This is a genomic window from Modicisalibacter muralis, assembly GCF_900102945.1.
GTDB classification, from domain to species: Bacteria; Pseudomonadota; Gammaproteobacteria; order Pseudomonadales; family Halomonadaceae; genus Modicisalibacter; species Modicisalibacter muralis.
In genome coordinates this window covers 126,093-140,210 of sequence record NZ_FNGI01000006.1, presented here as the reverse complement: position 1 = coordinate 140,210, position 14,118 = coordinate 126,093, and the positions used below count along the sequence as shown (strand labels likewise).

Annotated in this window: 11 protein-coding genes; 10 read left to right on the top strand and 1 reads right to left on the bottom strand. The window is 61.9% G+C overall.

The genetic code is table 11. From position 1 onward, the window contains the following. The first annotated feature begins 126 nt into the window (after positions 1–126). The 6 genes from lepA to pdxJ all read left to right on the top strand — a co-directional run bounded on the left by lepA (position 127) and on the right by pdxJ (position 6,208). Positions 127–1,944: a translation elongation factor 4 gene (gene lepA, locus BLR92_RS11775; RefSeq protein ID WP_089728778.1), complete on the top strand. Its 1,818-nt coding sequence runs from the start codon at positions 127–129 to the stop codon at positions 1,942–1,944. An 11-nt stretch (positions 1,945–1,955) separates the two neighbouring features. Continuing rightward, the gene (lepB, locus tag BLR92_RS11770) at positions 1,956–2,759 is read left to right on the top strand and encodes a signal peptidase I (RefSeq protein ID WP_089728776.1); all 804 of its coding nucleotides are present in this window, start codon (positions 1,956–1,958) and stop codon (positions 2,757–2,759) included. 226 nt (positions 2,760–2,985) lie between these two features. Further along, positions 2,986–3,672, top strand: coding sequence for a ribonuclease III (rnc, locus tag BLR92_RS11765; RefSeq protein WP_089728774.1), 687 nt, complete (start codon positions 2,986–2,988; stop codon positions 3,670–3,672). Beyond that, complete coding sequence (era, locus tag BLR92_RS11760) at positions 3,672–4,571, top strand: GTPase Era (RefSeq protein ID WP_089728772.1); 900 nt, start codon at positions 3,672–3,674, stop codon at positions 4,569–4,571. The genes rnc and era overlap by 1 nt, the downstream gene beginning before the upstream one ends. 2 nt (positions 4,572–4,573) lie before the next feature. Then, a complete protein-coding gene (gene recO / locus BLR92_RS11755; RefSeq protein ID WP_089728770.1) occupies positions 4,574–5,290 on the top strand; it encodes a DNA repair protein RecO in 717 nt (238 codons plus the stop codon). Between the two features lie 123 nt (positions 5,291–5,413). Further along, a complete protein-coding gene (gene pdxJ, locus BLR92_RS11750) occupies positions 5,414–6,208 on the top strand; it encodes a pyridoxine 5'-phosphate synthase (protein ID WP_089728768.1) in 795 nt (264 codons plus the stop codon). On the opposite strand, the gene BLR92_RS11745 is transcribed toward pdxJ, so the two are convergent. Next, positions 6,178–8,517, bottom strand: a complete 2,340-nt coding sequence (locus BLR92_RS11745) for an ATP-binding protein (RefSeq protein ID WP_089728766.1) — start codon at positions 8,515–8,517, stop codon at positions 6,178–6,180. The two genes, pdxJ and BLR92_RS11745, sit on opposite strands and share 31 nt — an antisense overlap. Before the next feature lie 166 nt (positions 8,518–8,683). Here BLR92_RS11745 and cysM point away from each other — a divergent pair, with 166 nt between their 5' ends. From cysM to mazG, 4 genes are read left to right on the top strand one after another with little or no spacing between them, the layout of a single operon-like run. After that, entirely contained in the window at positions 8,684–9,580 is an 897-nt protein-coding gene (gene cysM / locus BLR92_RS11740) for a cysteine synthase CysM (protein ID WP_089728764.1), read from the top strand. A gap of 1 nt (position 9,581) precedes the next feature. Beyond that, positions 9,582–10,970: a 23S rRNA (uracil(1939)-C(5))-methyltransferase RlmD gene (gene rlmD, locus BLR92_RS11735; RefSeq protein WP_089728763.1), complete on the top strand. Its 1,389-nt coding sequence runs from the start codon at positions 9,582–9,584 to the stop codon at positions 10,968–10,970. Between the two features lie 20 nt (positions 10,971–10,990). Beyond that, on the top strand, positions 10,991–13,285 hold the full coding sequence (relA, locus tag BLR92_RS11730; protein WP_089728761.1) for a GTP diphosphokinase: 2,295 nt from the start codon (positions 10,991–10,993) through the stop codon (positions 13,283–13,285). Beyond that, positions 13,282–14,118, top strand: coding sequence for a nucleoside triphosphate pyrophosphohydrolase (mazG, locus tag BLR92_RS11725; protein WP_089728759.1), 837 nt, complete (start codon positions 13,282–13,284; stop codon positions 14,116–14,118). The genes relA and mazG overlap by 4 nt, the downstream gene beginning before the upstream one ends.

Below are 14,118 nucleotides of genomic sequence, written 5' to 3'. Positions count from 1 at the left end.
CGTCAACCGCGCCGAGTATGGCCTTGCTGTCCTTGGCGCGGGCTTGTCGGTACAATGGCCGCAAATTTCCCCTCGGTACGCCCATCCACGGCACGGGCGTGCAATCAGCATGGCGGTCCTAGCTTAATGACAGACAACGCAAGCCCCGGTCGAATCAAGCATATTCGAAATTTCTCGATCATTGCCCACATCGATCACGGCAAATCCACCCTGGCCGATCGTATCATCCAACTGTGTGGCGGCCTGACCGAGCGCGAACTCAAGGAACAGGTGCTCGACTCGATGGATATCGAGCGTGAGCGTGGCATCACCATCAAGGCCCAATCGGTGACGCTGGATTACAAGGCCGACGACGGCGATATCTATCAGCTCAACTTCATCGATACGCCAGGCCATGTCGATTTCTCCTATGAAGTATCGCGCTCGCTATACGCCTGCGAGGGTGCACTGCTGGTGGTTGACGCCGCGCAAGGCGTCGAGGCGCAATCGGTCGCCAACTGCTATACCGCGATTGCCCAGAATCTCGAAGTGCTGCCGGTGCTCAACAAGATCGACCTGCCGCAGGCCGATCCCGATCGAGTAGCCCAGGAGATCGAGGAAATCATCGGTCTCGATGCCGTCGATGCCTGCCAGGTGTCGGCCAAGACCGGGGTCGGCATGGAGGGCTTGCTCGAACGCCTGGTGCGCGACATACCTCCACCCCAAGGCGATGTCAACGCGCCACTGCAGGCGTTGATCGTCGACTCCTGGTTCGACAACTACCTGGGCGTGGTGTCGTTGGTCAGGCTGTTCGACGGTACGCTGAAAAAAGGCGACAAGATTCGCATGAAGTCCACCGGGCGCGATTGGGAAGCGACCGAAGTCGGCATCTTCACCCCCAAGCGTCAGCAAACGGGCATCCTGCGTGCCGGCGAAGTGGGCTTCGTAGTTGCCGGTATCAAGGACATTCACGGCGCCCCGGTGGGCGATACCATCACCCATGCCAAGACCCCGGATGTACCGCGATTGCCTGGCTTCCAGAAGGTCAAGCCGCAGGTCTATGCCGGTATGTTCACGATCAGCGCCGACGATTACGAGGACTTTCGCGATGCGCTGGAGAAGCTGGCGCTCAACGATGCCTCGCTCGACTACGAACCGGAGAACTCCGATGCGCTGGGCTTCGGTTTCCGGGTCGGCTTCCTCGGCACGCTGCACATGGAAATCGTCCAGGAGCGTCTCGAGCGCGAGTACGGCCTGGACCTGCTGACCACGGCGCCGACCGTAGTCTACGAACTGGCAATGGACAATGGCGAGATTCGCTACGTGGCCAACCCGTCCAAATTGCCCGATATGGCCAATGTCGATGAAATGCGCGAGCCCATCGTCAGGGCCAATATCCTGGTACCGCAGGAGTTCGTCGGCAACGTGATCACCGAATGCGAACTGCGTCGTGGCACGCAGCTCGACATGCAATTTCTCGGCAACCAGATTCAGTTGGCTTACGAGTTGCCGATGAGCGAAGTGGTGATGGATTTCTTCGATCGCCTGAAGTCGATCTCACGCGGTTATGCCTCGCTGGATTACAGCTTCGAGCGTTTTCAGGCGGCCAAGCTGGTGCGCCTGGATGTGTTGATCAATGGCGACAAGGTCGATGCGCTGGCGGCGATTATCCACCGCGATCATGCGCATGGTCGTGGCCGCTCGTTGGTCGAGAAGATGAAGGAGTTGATTCCACGCCAGATGTTCGATGTCGCCATTCAGGCGGCGATCGGGGGTCAGGTGGTCGCTCGCTCGACGGTCAAGGCGCTGCGCAAGAACGTCACTGCCAAGTGCTACGGTGGCGATGTGTCGCGCAAGAAGAAACTGCTTGAAAAACAGAAAGCGGGTAAGAAACGCATGAAGCAGGTAGGTAAGGTGGAAATACCTCAGGATGCCTTCCTCGCGGTACTCAAGGTGAACGACTAGGAACCCTACGCATGGATTTTTCGCTTCTGCTGGTGGTGGCCGTCGCCGTCACGGGATTGATCTGGCTGCTCGATGTCATCTGGTGGCGGCGTAATCGGCGGGCCAGGGTCGCGACGGCCGAGGCTGGCGCGGGTTCCACGCTGGGTCACGATGCGCGCCACAAGCTGTCCAAAGAGCCCTGGCCGGTCGATTATGCGCGCTCGTTCTTTCCGGTATTGCTGGTCGTACTGCTGCTGCGCAGCTTTCTGGTCGAGCCGTTCCAGATCCCCTCGGGATCGATGCGTCCGACCCTGGAAGTCGGTGACTTCATTCTGGTCAACAAATTCACTTACGGGTTACGCCTGCCGGTGATCGATACCGAAATCGTCGATTTCGGCAAACCCGAGCGCGGCGACGTGATGGTTTTCCGTTTTCCGCAGGAACCTTCGGTCAACTTCATCAAACGAGTGATCGGCCTGCCTGGCGATCATATCCGTTACGAGGGCAAGCAGCTCTACATCAACGGCGAGCCGGTGCCCAAGGAGTTGATCGACGCCAACCCGGAAACGGCGCCGGGCGAGGCGAAGTTTCGCGAGGTTTTCGATGGCGAAGCCCACACCATCTACAACAGCCCGAACGACCCCGGCCCCTATATGCGCGAGGTGGTGGTGCCGGAAGGCCATTATTTCATGATGGGCGACAACCGCGATCATTCCAACGACAGCCGCTACTGGGGATTCGTGCCGAAAGAGAACATCGTCGGCCAGGCTTTCGCGGTGTGGATGCACTGGGAAGGCGGGCTGCCGAGTTTCACTTCGGTACGCCTGATCGATTGACTATATTTGGGCTTGAAGCGCCCTCAAGACCTATGGGATTGCTGAATAAATAGCCGAGCGAAATGATGCGGGCGTCGCTACGTTACGAGACGCACGGAACACAGAAGACGAGACATAACATGAGGTTAGGTGAGTCTTCGGGTACCGCGCAACGAAGTAATTCGTTGGGGGCGCCGAGCCCGCGTAGGCATGTATACAGTGATTCCCTATCAAGAGCAGGAGATTCGTGAGTACCACGCAAACCGCCTTCAGCCGTCGGATCGGCCATTCATTCCGCGATCCGAGCCTGCTGGAACTGGCACTAACCCACCGCAGCTACGGTGGCGATAATAACGAGCGCCTGGAGTTTCTCGGCGATTCCATCGTCAACTTCGTGATCGGCGAGGCGCTCTTTCAGCGCTTTCCGCAGGCGCGCGAGGGCCAGCTTTCGCGGCTACGCGCGCGGCTGGTCAAGGGCCAGACCTTGGCGGAGCTGGGGCGTGAATTCTCACTCGGCGAGCATCTACGCCTCGGCTCGGGAGAAATGAAGAGTGGCGGCTATCGGCGCGATTCGATTCTCGCCGACGGGGTCGAGGCGGTGATCGGCGCCATCTACCTGGATGCGGGCATGGATGCGGTCAAGGCGCGCGTGCTGTCATGGTATGGCACTCGCCTGGAAGCGATCGATCTTCAGGATACCCAGAAGGACCCCAAGACCCGGCTTCAGGAATTTCTACAATCTCGCCAGGCGCCGCTGCCGCGCTATGCGGTGGTCGCCGTCGAGGGCGAGGCCCATGACCAGACGTTTACCGTGGAGTGCCATGTGGAAATGATCAATGAGCACACCATCGGCGTCGGTGCCAGCCGTCGTCATGCCGAGCAGCAAGCCGCCGAGCAGGCGCTGGCGCTGCTCGAGCCACGAGGAGAGCGTTGATGAGTCAGACGTGCGGTTTCGTCGCCATCGTCGGGCGGCCCAATGTCGGCAAGTCGACGCTGATGAATCGTATTCTCGGCCAGAAGATTTCGATCACCTCGCGGCGCCCGCAGACCACTCGGCATCAGGTGCAGGGCATCAAGACCGAGAATGATGCCCAGTTCATCTACGTCGATACGCCGGGCATGCATATCATGGGCAAGGATCGCAACAAGGCGATCAATCGCTTCATGAACCAGGCCGCCAGCCAGGCGTTGCGCGATGTCGACTGCGTGGTGTTTCTCGTCGATCGTAGCCGCTGGACCGAGGAAGACGACGTAGTGCTGGAAAAGCTTACCCACGTCAAGGCGCCGGTCATCCTGGCGGTGAATAAGGTCGATCGAATCGAGGACAAGGCCGGACTGTTGCCCTGGCTGGCCGCGCTGCAAGATAAACGCGAGTTTGCCGCTATCCTGCCGATCTCGGCCAAGAACGGCACCAACGTGGCCGAGCTGGAAGCCGAGGTGGCCAAGCATCTGCCGCAAAGCATTCATTACTTTCCCGATGACCAGATCACCGACCGCAGCCAGCGCTTCCTGGCCGCCGAGCTGGTACGCGAGAAGGTCACGCGGCAACTGGGTGACGAATTGCCGTACCAGATGACCGTCGAGATCGAGGAGTTTCGCGACGAGGGGCGTATCGTGCATATCAGTGCGCTGATGCTGGTCGAGCGCCAGGGTCAGAAGAAAATTCTAATCGGTGAAAACGGCGAGCGCATCAAGAACATCGGTCGCGAAGCGCGGCTCGACATGGAAAAGGCCTTCGGCGCCAAGGTCATGCTCAACTTGTGGGTCAAGGTCAAGCGCGGCTGGTCCGACGATGAGCGCGCACTGAAGAGCCTGGGCTACGACCTGGATTGAGCATGCAACCCCAGCCGGCCTATCTGCTGCATAAGCGCCCCTATCGCGAGACCAGCGCGTTGGTCGAGCTGATCACCCTGGATCATGGCAGGGTGAGCGCCGTGGCGCAGGGCGTGCAGCGTGCCGGTAGCAAGTCGCGTGCGCGGTTGCAGCCTTTTGCGCCGCTACATGTGACCTGGATCGGCACGGCTGAGCTCAAGCGTCTACGACTGATGGAGTCGAGCGGCTCGGCGGCGCTGCTGGCCGGCGAGGGCTTGTTGTGCGGCCTGTACGCCAATGAGTTACTGACTCGGGTGCTGCCGCCCTTGTTACCGGTTGGCGAGGTTTTCGCGTTCTACACCGCGCTGTTCGATGCGTTGCCCAATCCCGAGCGTCGCGCATCGGCGCTGCGGCGCCTGGAAGTGGCGGTGCTCGAGGCGCTGGATGCCGAACCGATCTTTCTCGATGCCGACGAGCGCGAGTTGGACCCCCAGGGACGCTATGTCTATCGTGCCGAGAACCGACGCTTTACGCTGGCGCCCCAGGGGCAGGGCGTGGACGGGCGAACCTTGCGCTTGCTGGCCCAGGGCGATTGGACGCAGCCGGGGCTAGCCGGGGTCGCCAAGTCGCTGTCACGCGCGGCGCTGGCGCCACTGCTGGGAACGGCTCCGCTGCGTTCACGGCAATTGATGCAGCGATTGGCGGCCCGCCGCCGCACCGAGCTGCGCCCGGAGAAGTAAGACGTGACTTCGCCACTTGAAGAGGGAAGAAAAGCCGATACCCTGGTCTTCCGTCTTCCGTCTTCCGTCTTCCGTCTTCCGTCTTTACTCTATCTTCTGATTCCCCCTACCCAAGAGAAAGCCATGCATCCTCCTCGAATTCTGCTCGGCGTCAACATCGATCATGTCGCCACCCTGCGCCAGCTTCGCGGCACCCGCTACCCGGACCCGATCCAGGCGGCGCTGCTTGCCGAGGAAGCCGGAGCCGATGGTATCACCGTGCACCTGCGCGAGGATCGCCGGCATATTCAGGAGCGTGACGTGCGCCTGCTGGCCGAGGTGCTCAATACGCGCATGAATTTCGAAATGGCGGTTACCGAGGAAATGATCGCGATCGCCGAGGAACTGCGCCCGGCGCATGTCTGCCTGGTGCCGGAGAAGCGCGAGGAACTGACCACCGAGGGTGGGCTCGATGTGGTTGCTGGGCACGAGGCTATCGCCGGCGCTTGCCGGCGGCTGGCCGCTGCCGGCTGTGAGGTATCGTTATTCGTCGACCCCGACCCCGAGCAGATTCGTGCGGCCGGCAAGGCCGGCGCGTCAGTCGTCGAACTGCATACCGGCGCTTACGCCGAGGCGCATGGTGAAGCGGCGCGGATCGAACATGCCCGGATTGCCGCCGCCGCCGAACTGGCCGGCGAACTGGGGCTGATCGTCAACGCCGGCCATGGCCTGCATTATCACAATGTCGAGGCCATCGCCGCGATTCCCGGCCTGCATGAACTCAACATCGGCCATGCAATCGTCGCTCGTGCGCTGTTCGTGGGGCTAAAGGAGGCGGTGGCCGAGATGAAGCGGTTGATCATCGCTGGCCAGGAAGCCGGTTTCGTGGCGTCACTCGACGAGCATGATCATGACGAGGCAGGTGGTTGCTGCGATTGATCGCGCTCGTCCGACCAGTCACGTAGGCGCTGAATGGCGTCGAAAATAGCCTCGAGCATTGCATCGATATTGCCGCTTTCCTGTGTTCGCAGGCGGGTCTCCAGTGTGTCGACGAGCATGGTCAGTTGAGGAACGCCACAGTAACGACAGGCGCCGTTGAGATGATGCACTGCATCGAGCAGGGCGCCTGGATCGCCGCCGGCACGGGCCTGGCGAATCGCGGCTTCGCTGTTGTCGAGGCCATCCAATAGCAGCGCGAGCACATCATTGGCCAAGCTCGCGGAACCACCGGCCGTGGCCTGCCCCAATAGCCTATCGACAACCGGCAGGTCGTCCGCCCGGTAGATCGCCTCGGCTGAAGGCAGGCCAAGATAATCCTCCAGCACTCGTGCCAGGTCATGCTCGTCGATTGGCTTGGTGAGTACCTGCTGCATGCCTGCATCGAGCAGCGCCCGCGCCTCGTCCTCGAGCGCATGAGCGGTGAGCGCGACGATCGGGCAGTGGGCCCAGGCGCCATCTAAACGGCGTAGCCGGCGCAAGGTTTCGACCCCGCTCATGCCGGGCATGCGAATGTCCATCATGACCAGGTCGACGGCCTCGTCGTCGGCCAGCGCCAATGCTTGCTCGCCGCTTTCGGCCAGCACTGACGCAATGCCTTGGCGTGCCAGTAACTCACCGATCAGTAGCCGATTGGAGGCGACATCGTCGACCACCAGTACGCGGGGCCGATCGCCTGGGTGTGACTGGGTCGCGGCTTTCCGCGCGGCCGGCTCGTCGTTACCCTCCAACTGCTGCCTTACCGTGCGGGCCAACTGGGCGCGGGTGACCGGCTTGTAAAGAATCTCACTGGCGCCTGGCAGCATCGAATCGTCGAGATCGTAGGAGTTGCCGTTGACCAGGACCACGATCGGGCAGCTCAGGCTGGCCAGATGAAGGCCCCAGCGTGCCAGCGCGGATGGCTGCAGGTCGTCGTTATCGAGGGCGACGATCAGCAGCTCGGGAGGCGAGGGGAAGCCCTCGCCAAGCTGTTTCTCGTCGACGATTCGCACCTGTGCTCCCCAGTTGTCGAGTAGGTGGCTGAGTGCCTGGCGCGTTGGTTTGTGGCGTTCACAGAGCGCAATGCCTGGTTCGGGTAGTTGCAGTTCCGCCGTGCGTTCACCGGGAGGTGTCGGGCCGAGCAGCGGCAAGGTAAAGCTGAAGGTGGCGCCCTGTCCGGCCTGGCTTACGACGCTGATCTCGCCGCCCATCTGCTCCACTAGCTGTTTGCAGATCGTCAGCCCCAGCCCCGACCCGCCGTATTGACGCGAGCGGTTGGCGGAGCCCTGATTGAAAGGCTGGAATAGCTGCTTTTGTACCTCGGGAGAAAGGCCGATGCCAGTATCGCTGACCTTGACGCGCAGCGTCGTTTCACCGTCCTGGGTGTCGATGACGAACACTCTGACGATCACATCGCCACGCTCGGTGAACTTGATCGCGTTATGCACGAGATTGGTCAGCACCTGCTTGATGCGCAGTGGATCGCCAAGCAGTTCGGCGGGCACATCGTCGTAGACCAGCCCCAGCAGTTGTAGCCCCTTCTGCTGCGAGGTGGGCGCCAGCAATACCAGCACTTCATCGACCAGTGTCACCATGTCGAGGGTGACCGATTCCAGTTCGAGCTTGCCGGCTTCGATCTTGGAAACATCGAGAATGCCATTGATCAGCGTCAACAGGTTGTTCGATGCCGTTTCGACGTGGCTCAGCCACTCGCGCTGACGACTATCCAGATGGCTGCGACCCAATAAACGACAAAAGCCAATGATGCCATTCAGCGGTGTGCGAATCTCATGGCTCATGTTGGCGAGAAATTCCGACTTGCTGCGGTTGCCCTGCAATGCCCGGCGGCGTGCCATGTCCAGTTCGACGTTCTTGACCTCGATGGTTTCCATCGATTCCTGCAACTCTCGCGTGGTCCACTCGATCTGTTGCCGGGTATTCTCGCGGGCGTGCTGCAGATGCCTGCCGAGCGCATCCATCGCGTTGGAGAACGCGACGAGCTCGCGGGGCGCTCGATCATCCGGGCGGTAGCCATAATCACCGCTGGCGAAGCGGAGAAGCGCTTGCCGTTGCGCCTCCAGTGCCATGAACAGGCGCCGCTGTGCGGTGTATGTCACTACCAATGCCACCAGTACCGACAGCAGTAGCGCGATGACCGGCCACGCCAAGACATGGTTTGCCTGTGCCTGTGCCAGCAGATAGATGGCACCGATCGACAGCAGCATGAGCGGCGTGCCCAGTAATAGGGGAAACAGGCGAAACTTCAACGACATGGCGACGTCCGGCGACGATGATCGAGAGTGCCAGTATGCCACAGCAGGGGGGCTCACCTGTCCAGTAAGGGTCGGCGAGGATATAATGCGGGATTAACTCTGCGACGCATCGGTCATTTCATTCGACGCCTGCGAGTGGGGCGTCGGGCCAGTAAGGAAAGGTCTCATGCAATTTCCCACCCTCGAAGACATGGTCGGCAACACGCCGTTGGCTCGCCTGCAACGCATCGACGCCGGGCGCAACAATACCTTGTTGGCCAAGCTGGAAGGCAATAACCCGGCCGGATCGGTCAAGGATCGCCCGGCGCTGTCGATGATCGGTGAAGCCGAGGCGCGCGGTGAAATCGTACCTGGCGATACGCTGATCGAAGCGACCTCGGGTAACACCGGCATTGCGCTGGCCATGGCCGCCGCCATCAAGGGCTATCGAATGGTGCTGATCATGCCCGACAGCGCCTCGAGCGAGCGCAAACACGCCATGGCCGCCTATGGTGCCGAACTGATAACCGTGACCAAACAACAAGGCATGGAGGGCGCCCGCGATCTTGCCCAGTCGATGATCGACCGGGGCGAGGGCAAGCCACTCAACCAGTTCGCCAATCCCGACAATCCATTGTCGCATTACCGGACCACCGGCCCCGAGCTGTGGCGGCAGACCGACGGCACCATCACCCATTTCGTCAGTTCGATGGGCACCACGGGCACCATCATGGGCGTGTCGCGCTATCTCAAGGAGCGCAATCCCCAGGTGCAGATCGTCGGCCTGCAACCCGAGGACGGCGCAAGCATCGCCGGTATCCGCCGTTGGCCTGAGGCCTACTTGCCGAGTATCTTCGATGCGTCGCGTGTCGACAGCGTACTCGATATCGGCCAGCACGAAGCCGAGGAGCATATGCGCCGGCTGGCCAGGGAAGAGGGCATCCTGGCCGGCGTTTCGTCGGGCGGTGCCTTGGCCGGGGCATTGCGCGTCGCCGAGCGGGTCGAGAACGCGGTGATCGCGTTCATCGTCTGCGATCGGGGCGATCGTTACCTGTCCACCGGCCTGTTCGCCCCCGGAGTTTAAGATGGCCATGCTGGGCAAGCGGCGTCCCGAGCGGACGCCGTCGCGGCGTTCCCTTTCCGCCAACAACGGTGCCGAGGACGAGCGTGACGAGCGAGCGGGCCTGTCGATTCTGCGTCTGGCGCACGATGGACGTGGCGTAGCGCGCGACGCCGCCGGCAAGACGCTGTTCGTCGATCAGGCGCTACCCGGCGAGCGGGTCAGCGTTGCCGTGCACCGTAGCCGCAAGCGTTTCGATGAAGCACACGTCCGCGAATGGCTGCAAACCTCGCCCGAGCGGGTCACGCCTGCCTGTGTTCACTATACTCACTGTGGTGGCTGCGATTTGCAGCACTTGGCGCTGGAGGGTCAGCGTCGCCACAAGCGTGAGGTGCTGATCGATCAGTTGGCCCGCCAGGGCGTGGCGCTGGCCTCGCCGCCATCGATACTGGCCGGTTCGGCGTGGGGTTATCGGCGCCGCGCGCGGCTCGGTGTCAAGGTCGATGCAAAGGGGCAAGCGCATCTGGGATTTCGCGCGCGCGGTAGTCACCATCTGATCGATATCGAAGAGTGCCCGATTCTGGTGCCGCGACTCGCCGCGCTGCTGGCACCGCTGCGCCAACGGCTCGGCGAGTTGGCCGCGCCGCGCCAGGTTGGCCATATCGAGCTCATCGACGGCGACGATGGCGTCGCCGTGGTGGTTCGTCAACTGCGCGCCAACCCTGAAGATGCCCGCGCCTGGCAGGGCTGGGCCGAAGCACAGGGCGTCCGGTTGGCGCTGTTCGAGGGGCGCGAGAATCCCGCGCTGAGATGGCTCGGCTGTTCAAGAGCGCCCGAGCTGCGCTATACCCTGTTGAGCGAGGCTCGACAGCTAACGCTGGAGTTTGCTCCGGGCGACTTCTTGCAGGTCAATGCCGAGGTCAATCAGGCGCTGGTATCGACCGCGCTCGATTGGTTGCGGCTGACTGGCGCCGAACGGGTATTGGATCTGTTTGCCGGGGTGGGCAATTTCACGCTGGCGCTGGCAGCGCATGTCGCCGAGGTGGTCGCCATGGAAGGCAGTCAGGCAATGGTCGAGCGTCTGGCCAGCAATGCCAGGCGCAACGATCTGCACAACATACAGGCACGCCAGGCCGACCTGGCACGCGCGCCGCTGCTCGAACCGTTCGATCTGGTGGTGCTCGATCCACCCCGCGACGGCGCCGAGTCGGTATGCCGCGCACTGGCCGAGAGCACCGGGGCGGGGACGGCGCCGCGCGTGCTGTATGTATCCTGCGATGCGGCGACCCTGGCGCGGGATGCGGCATGTCTCGTGCAAGGTGGCTATCGCATTACGCATGCCGCTATCGCCGATATGTTCGTACAGACCGCCCATCTTGAATCCATGCTGCTGTTCGAGCGTGAGCGCGGTTAGCAGGGGAGGAACCCAAGGACATGGTCAAGGTCCGTGAAGAACAACCGATAACCGAGACGGGCGAGATCGATATCGAGCAATGGCTCGCACGCCTGCAGGACGATGTCGCTCTGCGTGATGTCGATGAGATGCGCGCAGCCTGCGAGCTGGCCGAGCGCCTGTCACGCGGGGCCGAGAAACCGCATAACGCCTGGCTGGCGGATGATTCGAGTTTTCGCACCGGCCTGGAGATGGCCGATATCCTCGGTGAGCTCAGGCTCGATCAGGAGACCCTCGAGGCGGCGGTGCTCTATCGCGCCGTGCGCGAAGGGCGAATCAGTGTCGAAGGCGTCGAAAAGCGCTTCGGCGTTGAGGTTGCGCGGCTGATCGATGGGGTGCTCAACATGGCCGCGATCAGTCAGCAGCAGACGCCCAGTCACGGCATGTCCCAGCACAACCAGCAGGACAACCTGCGCAAGATGCTGGTGACGATGATCGACGACGTGCGCGTGGCGTTGATCAAGATTGCCGAACGCACCTGCGCGCTGCGCCAGGTCAAGGACGCCCCGCGCGACAAGCGCCTGCGTGTGGCCCGTGAGGTCTTCGATATCTACGCGCCGCTGGCGCATCGGCTGGGTGTCGGCCACCTCAAGTGGGAGCTCGAGGATCTGTCGTTTCGCTATCTCCACGAAGACGACTACAAGGCCATCGCCGAGCTGCTCGCCGAGAAGCGCATCGACCGCGAGCGCTACATCCAGGTGGTGGTTGCGACCCTCGAGGGGTTGCTCGAACAGCAGGGCATCACTCACTACGACGTCGACGGCCGCGCCAAGCATATCTATTCGATCTGGCGCAAGATGAAGCGCAAGCACATCAATTTCTCGCAGGTCTATGACGTGCGCGCGGTGCGCATTCTGGTGCCTACGGTCGCCGACTGCTACACCGCGCTGGGGGTCGTTCACTCGCGCTGGCACCATGTGCCCAACGAATTCGACGACTATATCGCCAATCCCAAGAGCAACGGCTATCAGTCGCTGCATACGGCATTGGTCGGCCCCGAGAGCAAGGTGCTGGAGATTCAGATTCGCACCTTCGCCATGCATGAGGAGTCCGAACTCGGGGTCTGCGCGCATTGGCGCTACAAGGGTCACGATGTCAACGGCAAGAGCCGTGGCTACGAGGAGAAGATCGCCTGGTTGCGCCAGGTGCTCGAGTGGCAGGATGAAGTCGGCGACATCGGCGATATCAGGGAGGGGTTGTCCAACGACGTAGCGCCGGATCGCATCTACGTGTTCACCCCCGACGGCCACGTCATCGACCTGCCGCGCATCGCCACGCCCATCGATTTCGCCTACCGCGTGCATACCGAGGTTGGGCATCGTTGTCGGGGCGCCAAGGTCGATGGTCGTATCGTGCCGCTGACCTACCAGCTCAAGACCGGCCAGCAAGTCGAAATTCTTGCTGCCACCAAGGGTGGGCCGAGCCGCGACTGGGTCAACCCTAACCTGGGCTTCGTCAAGACCTCGCGGGCGCGTTCCAAGATTCAGGCCTGGTTCAAGTATCAGGCGCGTGACCGCAATCTCGAAGAGGGTCGTGCGCTGTTCGAGAAGGAGTTCCGTCGTCTCGACCTCGAAGGTTTCGATCTGCCTACGCTGGCCAAGGCGGTCAACTACCAGAGCCCCGATGACATGTACGCGGCCATCGGCGCCAATGACCTGCGCATCGGCCAGGTGCTGCACCAGGCTCAGCAATTGTTCGGCGATACCGATGACGAGGAACAACTCGACCGCCTGTTGACCAAGCCCAAGCGCAATGTCGGCAAGGCGCCGGGAGCGGGTATCACCGTGCTGGGGGTCGGCAATCTCAAGACCAGCATGGCCAATTGCTGCCACCCGGTGCCCGGCGAGCAGATCATCGGTTACATCACCCAAGGGCGCGGCGTGACCATCCATCGCCAGGATTGCCCTAATGTTTTGCAGCTACGCGCCGATGAACCCGGACGCATCGTCGACGTGGAGTGGGGCACGCAAGCGCGGACGCAATACCCGGTGGATGTCGAGATCGAGGCCTGGGATCGTTCGGGACTGCTGCGCGACGTAACGCACGTGCTCAGCAACGATCGCGTCAATGTACTGTCGGTGAATACGGCTACCGACCGGGACGACAACGTCGCGCGCTTGAAGATCACACTCGAAGTCGACGGTCTGGAATCGCTAGGGCGGGTTTTCTCGCGTATCCAGCAATTGCCCAACGTCATCGACGTCAAGCGACTGCGCAGCGGCGCCAGATTCAGTGGTAAACACGCTAGTGATAAAAAGAGCGGAGCACAGGGATGAATCACGCGACACGTCACACCCTCGACGATCTTCTGACGTTGATGGCGGTACTGCGCGACACCGAGCAGGGTTGTCCGTGGGACGTCAAGCAGGATTGGGACAGCATCGTGCCGCACACCATCGAAGAAGCCTATGAAGTGGCCGACGCCATCGAACGGCGCGCCTTCGATGAGCTGCCCGGCGAGCTCGGCGACCTGCTGTTTCAGGTGGTCTATTACAGTCAGTTCGGCCGTGAGGAGGGGCGTTTCGATTTCCATGACGTGGTCGATACGCTGACCGCCAAGATGATCGACCGGCATCCGCATGTTTTTCCCGACGGCACGCTGGCCTCGCGACGCCAGGGCGTGAGCGCCGCCGATGTCGAGACGGCTCAAGTCAATACGCGCTGGGAGAGTCTCAAGGCCGAGGAGCGCAGCGCCCGCGAAGCGACATCGATACTCGCCGATATTCCGCGCACGCTGCCGGCATTGGCGCGGGCGGCCAAGCTGACCAAGCGGGCGTCTTCGGTGGGTTTCGACTGGCCCGATACGCGCGGCGTGCTGGCCAAGATTCGTGAAGAGCTCGACGAGGTCGAAGAAGCGTTGGATGCCGGCGATAGCGAACACGCCCGCGAAGAGGTCGGCGATCTGCTGTTCGCGGTGGTCAATCTGGCACGCCGGCTCAAGGCCGACCCCGAACAGGTGCTGCGCGCCACTAACGCCAAGTTCGAACGGCGCTTTACGCATGTCGAGCGCGCCCTGGCCGAGCAGGGACGAACGCCCGATGCGACTAGCCTGGAAGAGATGGACGGCCATTGGAATATTGCCAAACGCCTCGAACGAGATAACGCCTAG

Bases quoted from the DNA above. Each gene is read 5' to 3' on its own strand.
- recO (WP_089728770.1), top strand. From the start codon at position 4,574: ATGCAACCCCAGCCGGCCTATCTGCTGCATAAGCGCCCCTATCGCGAG.
- lepB (WP_089728776.1), top strand. From the start codon at position 1,956: ATGGATTTTTCGCTTCTGCTGGTGGTGGCCGTCGCCGTCACGGGATTG.
- rlmD (WP_089728763.1), top strand. From the start codon at position 9,582: ATGGCCATGCTGGGCAAGCGGCGTCCCGAGCGGACGCCGTCGCGGCGT.
- relA (WP_089728761.1), top strand. From the start codon at position 10,991: ATGGTCAAGGTCCGTGAAGAACAACCGATAACCGAGACGGGCGAGATC.
- BLR92_RS11745 (WP_089728766.1), bottom strand. From the start codon at position 8,517: ATGTCGTTGAAGTTTCGCCTGTTTCCCCTATTACTGGGCACGCCGCTC.
- pdxJ (WP_089728768.1), top strand. From the start codon at position 5,414: ATGCATCCTCCTCGAATTCTGCTCGGCGTCAACATCGATCATGTCGCC.
- lepA (WP_089728778.1), top strand. From the start codon at position 127: ATGACAGACAACGCAAGCCCCGGTCGAATCAAGCATATTCGAAATTTC.
- era (WP_089728772.1), top strand. From the start codon at position 3,672: ATGAGTCAGACGTGCGGTTTCGTCGCCATCGTCGGGCGGCCCAATGTC.
- cysM (WP_089728764.1), top strand. From the start codon at position 8,684: ATGCAATTTCCCACCCTCGAAGACATGGTCGGCAACACGCCGTTGGCT.
- mazG (WP_089728759.1), top strand. From the start codon at position 13,282: ATGAATCACGCGACACGTCACACCCTCGACGATCTTCTGACGTTGATG.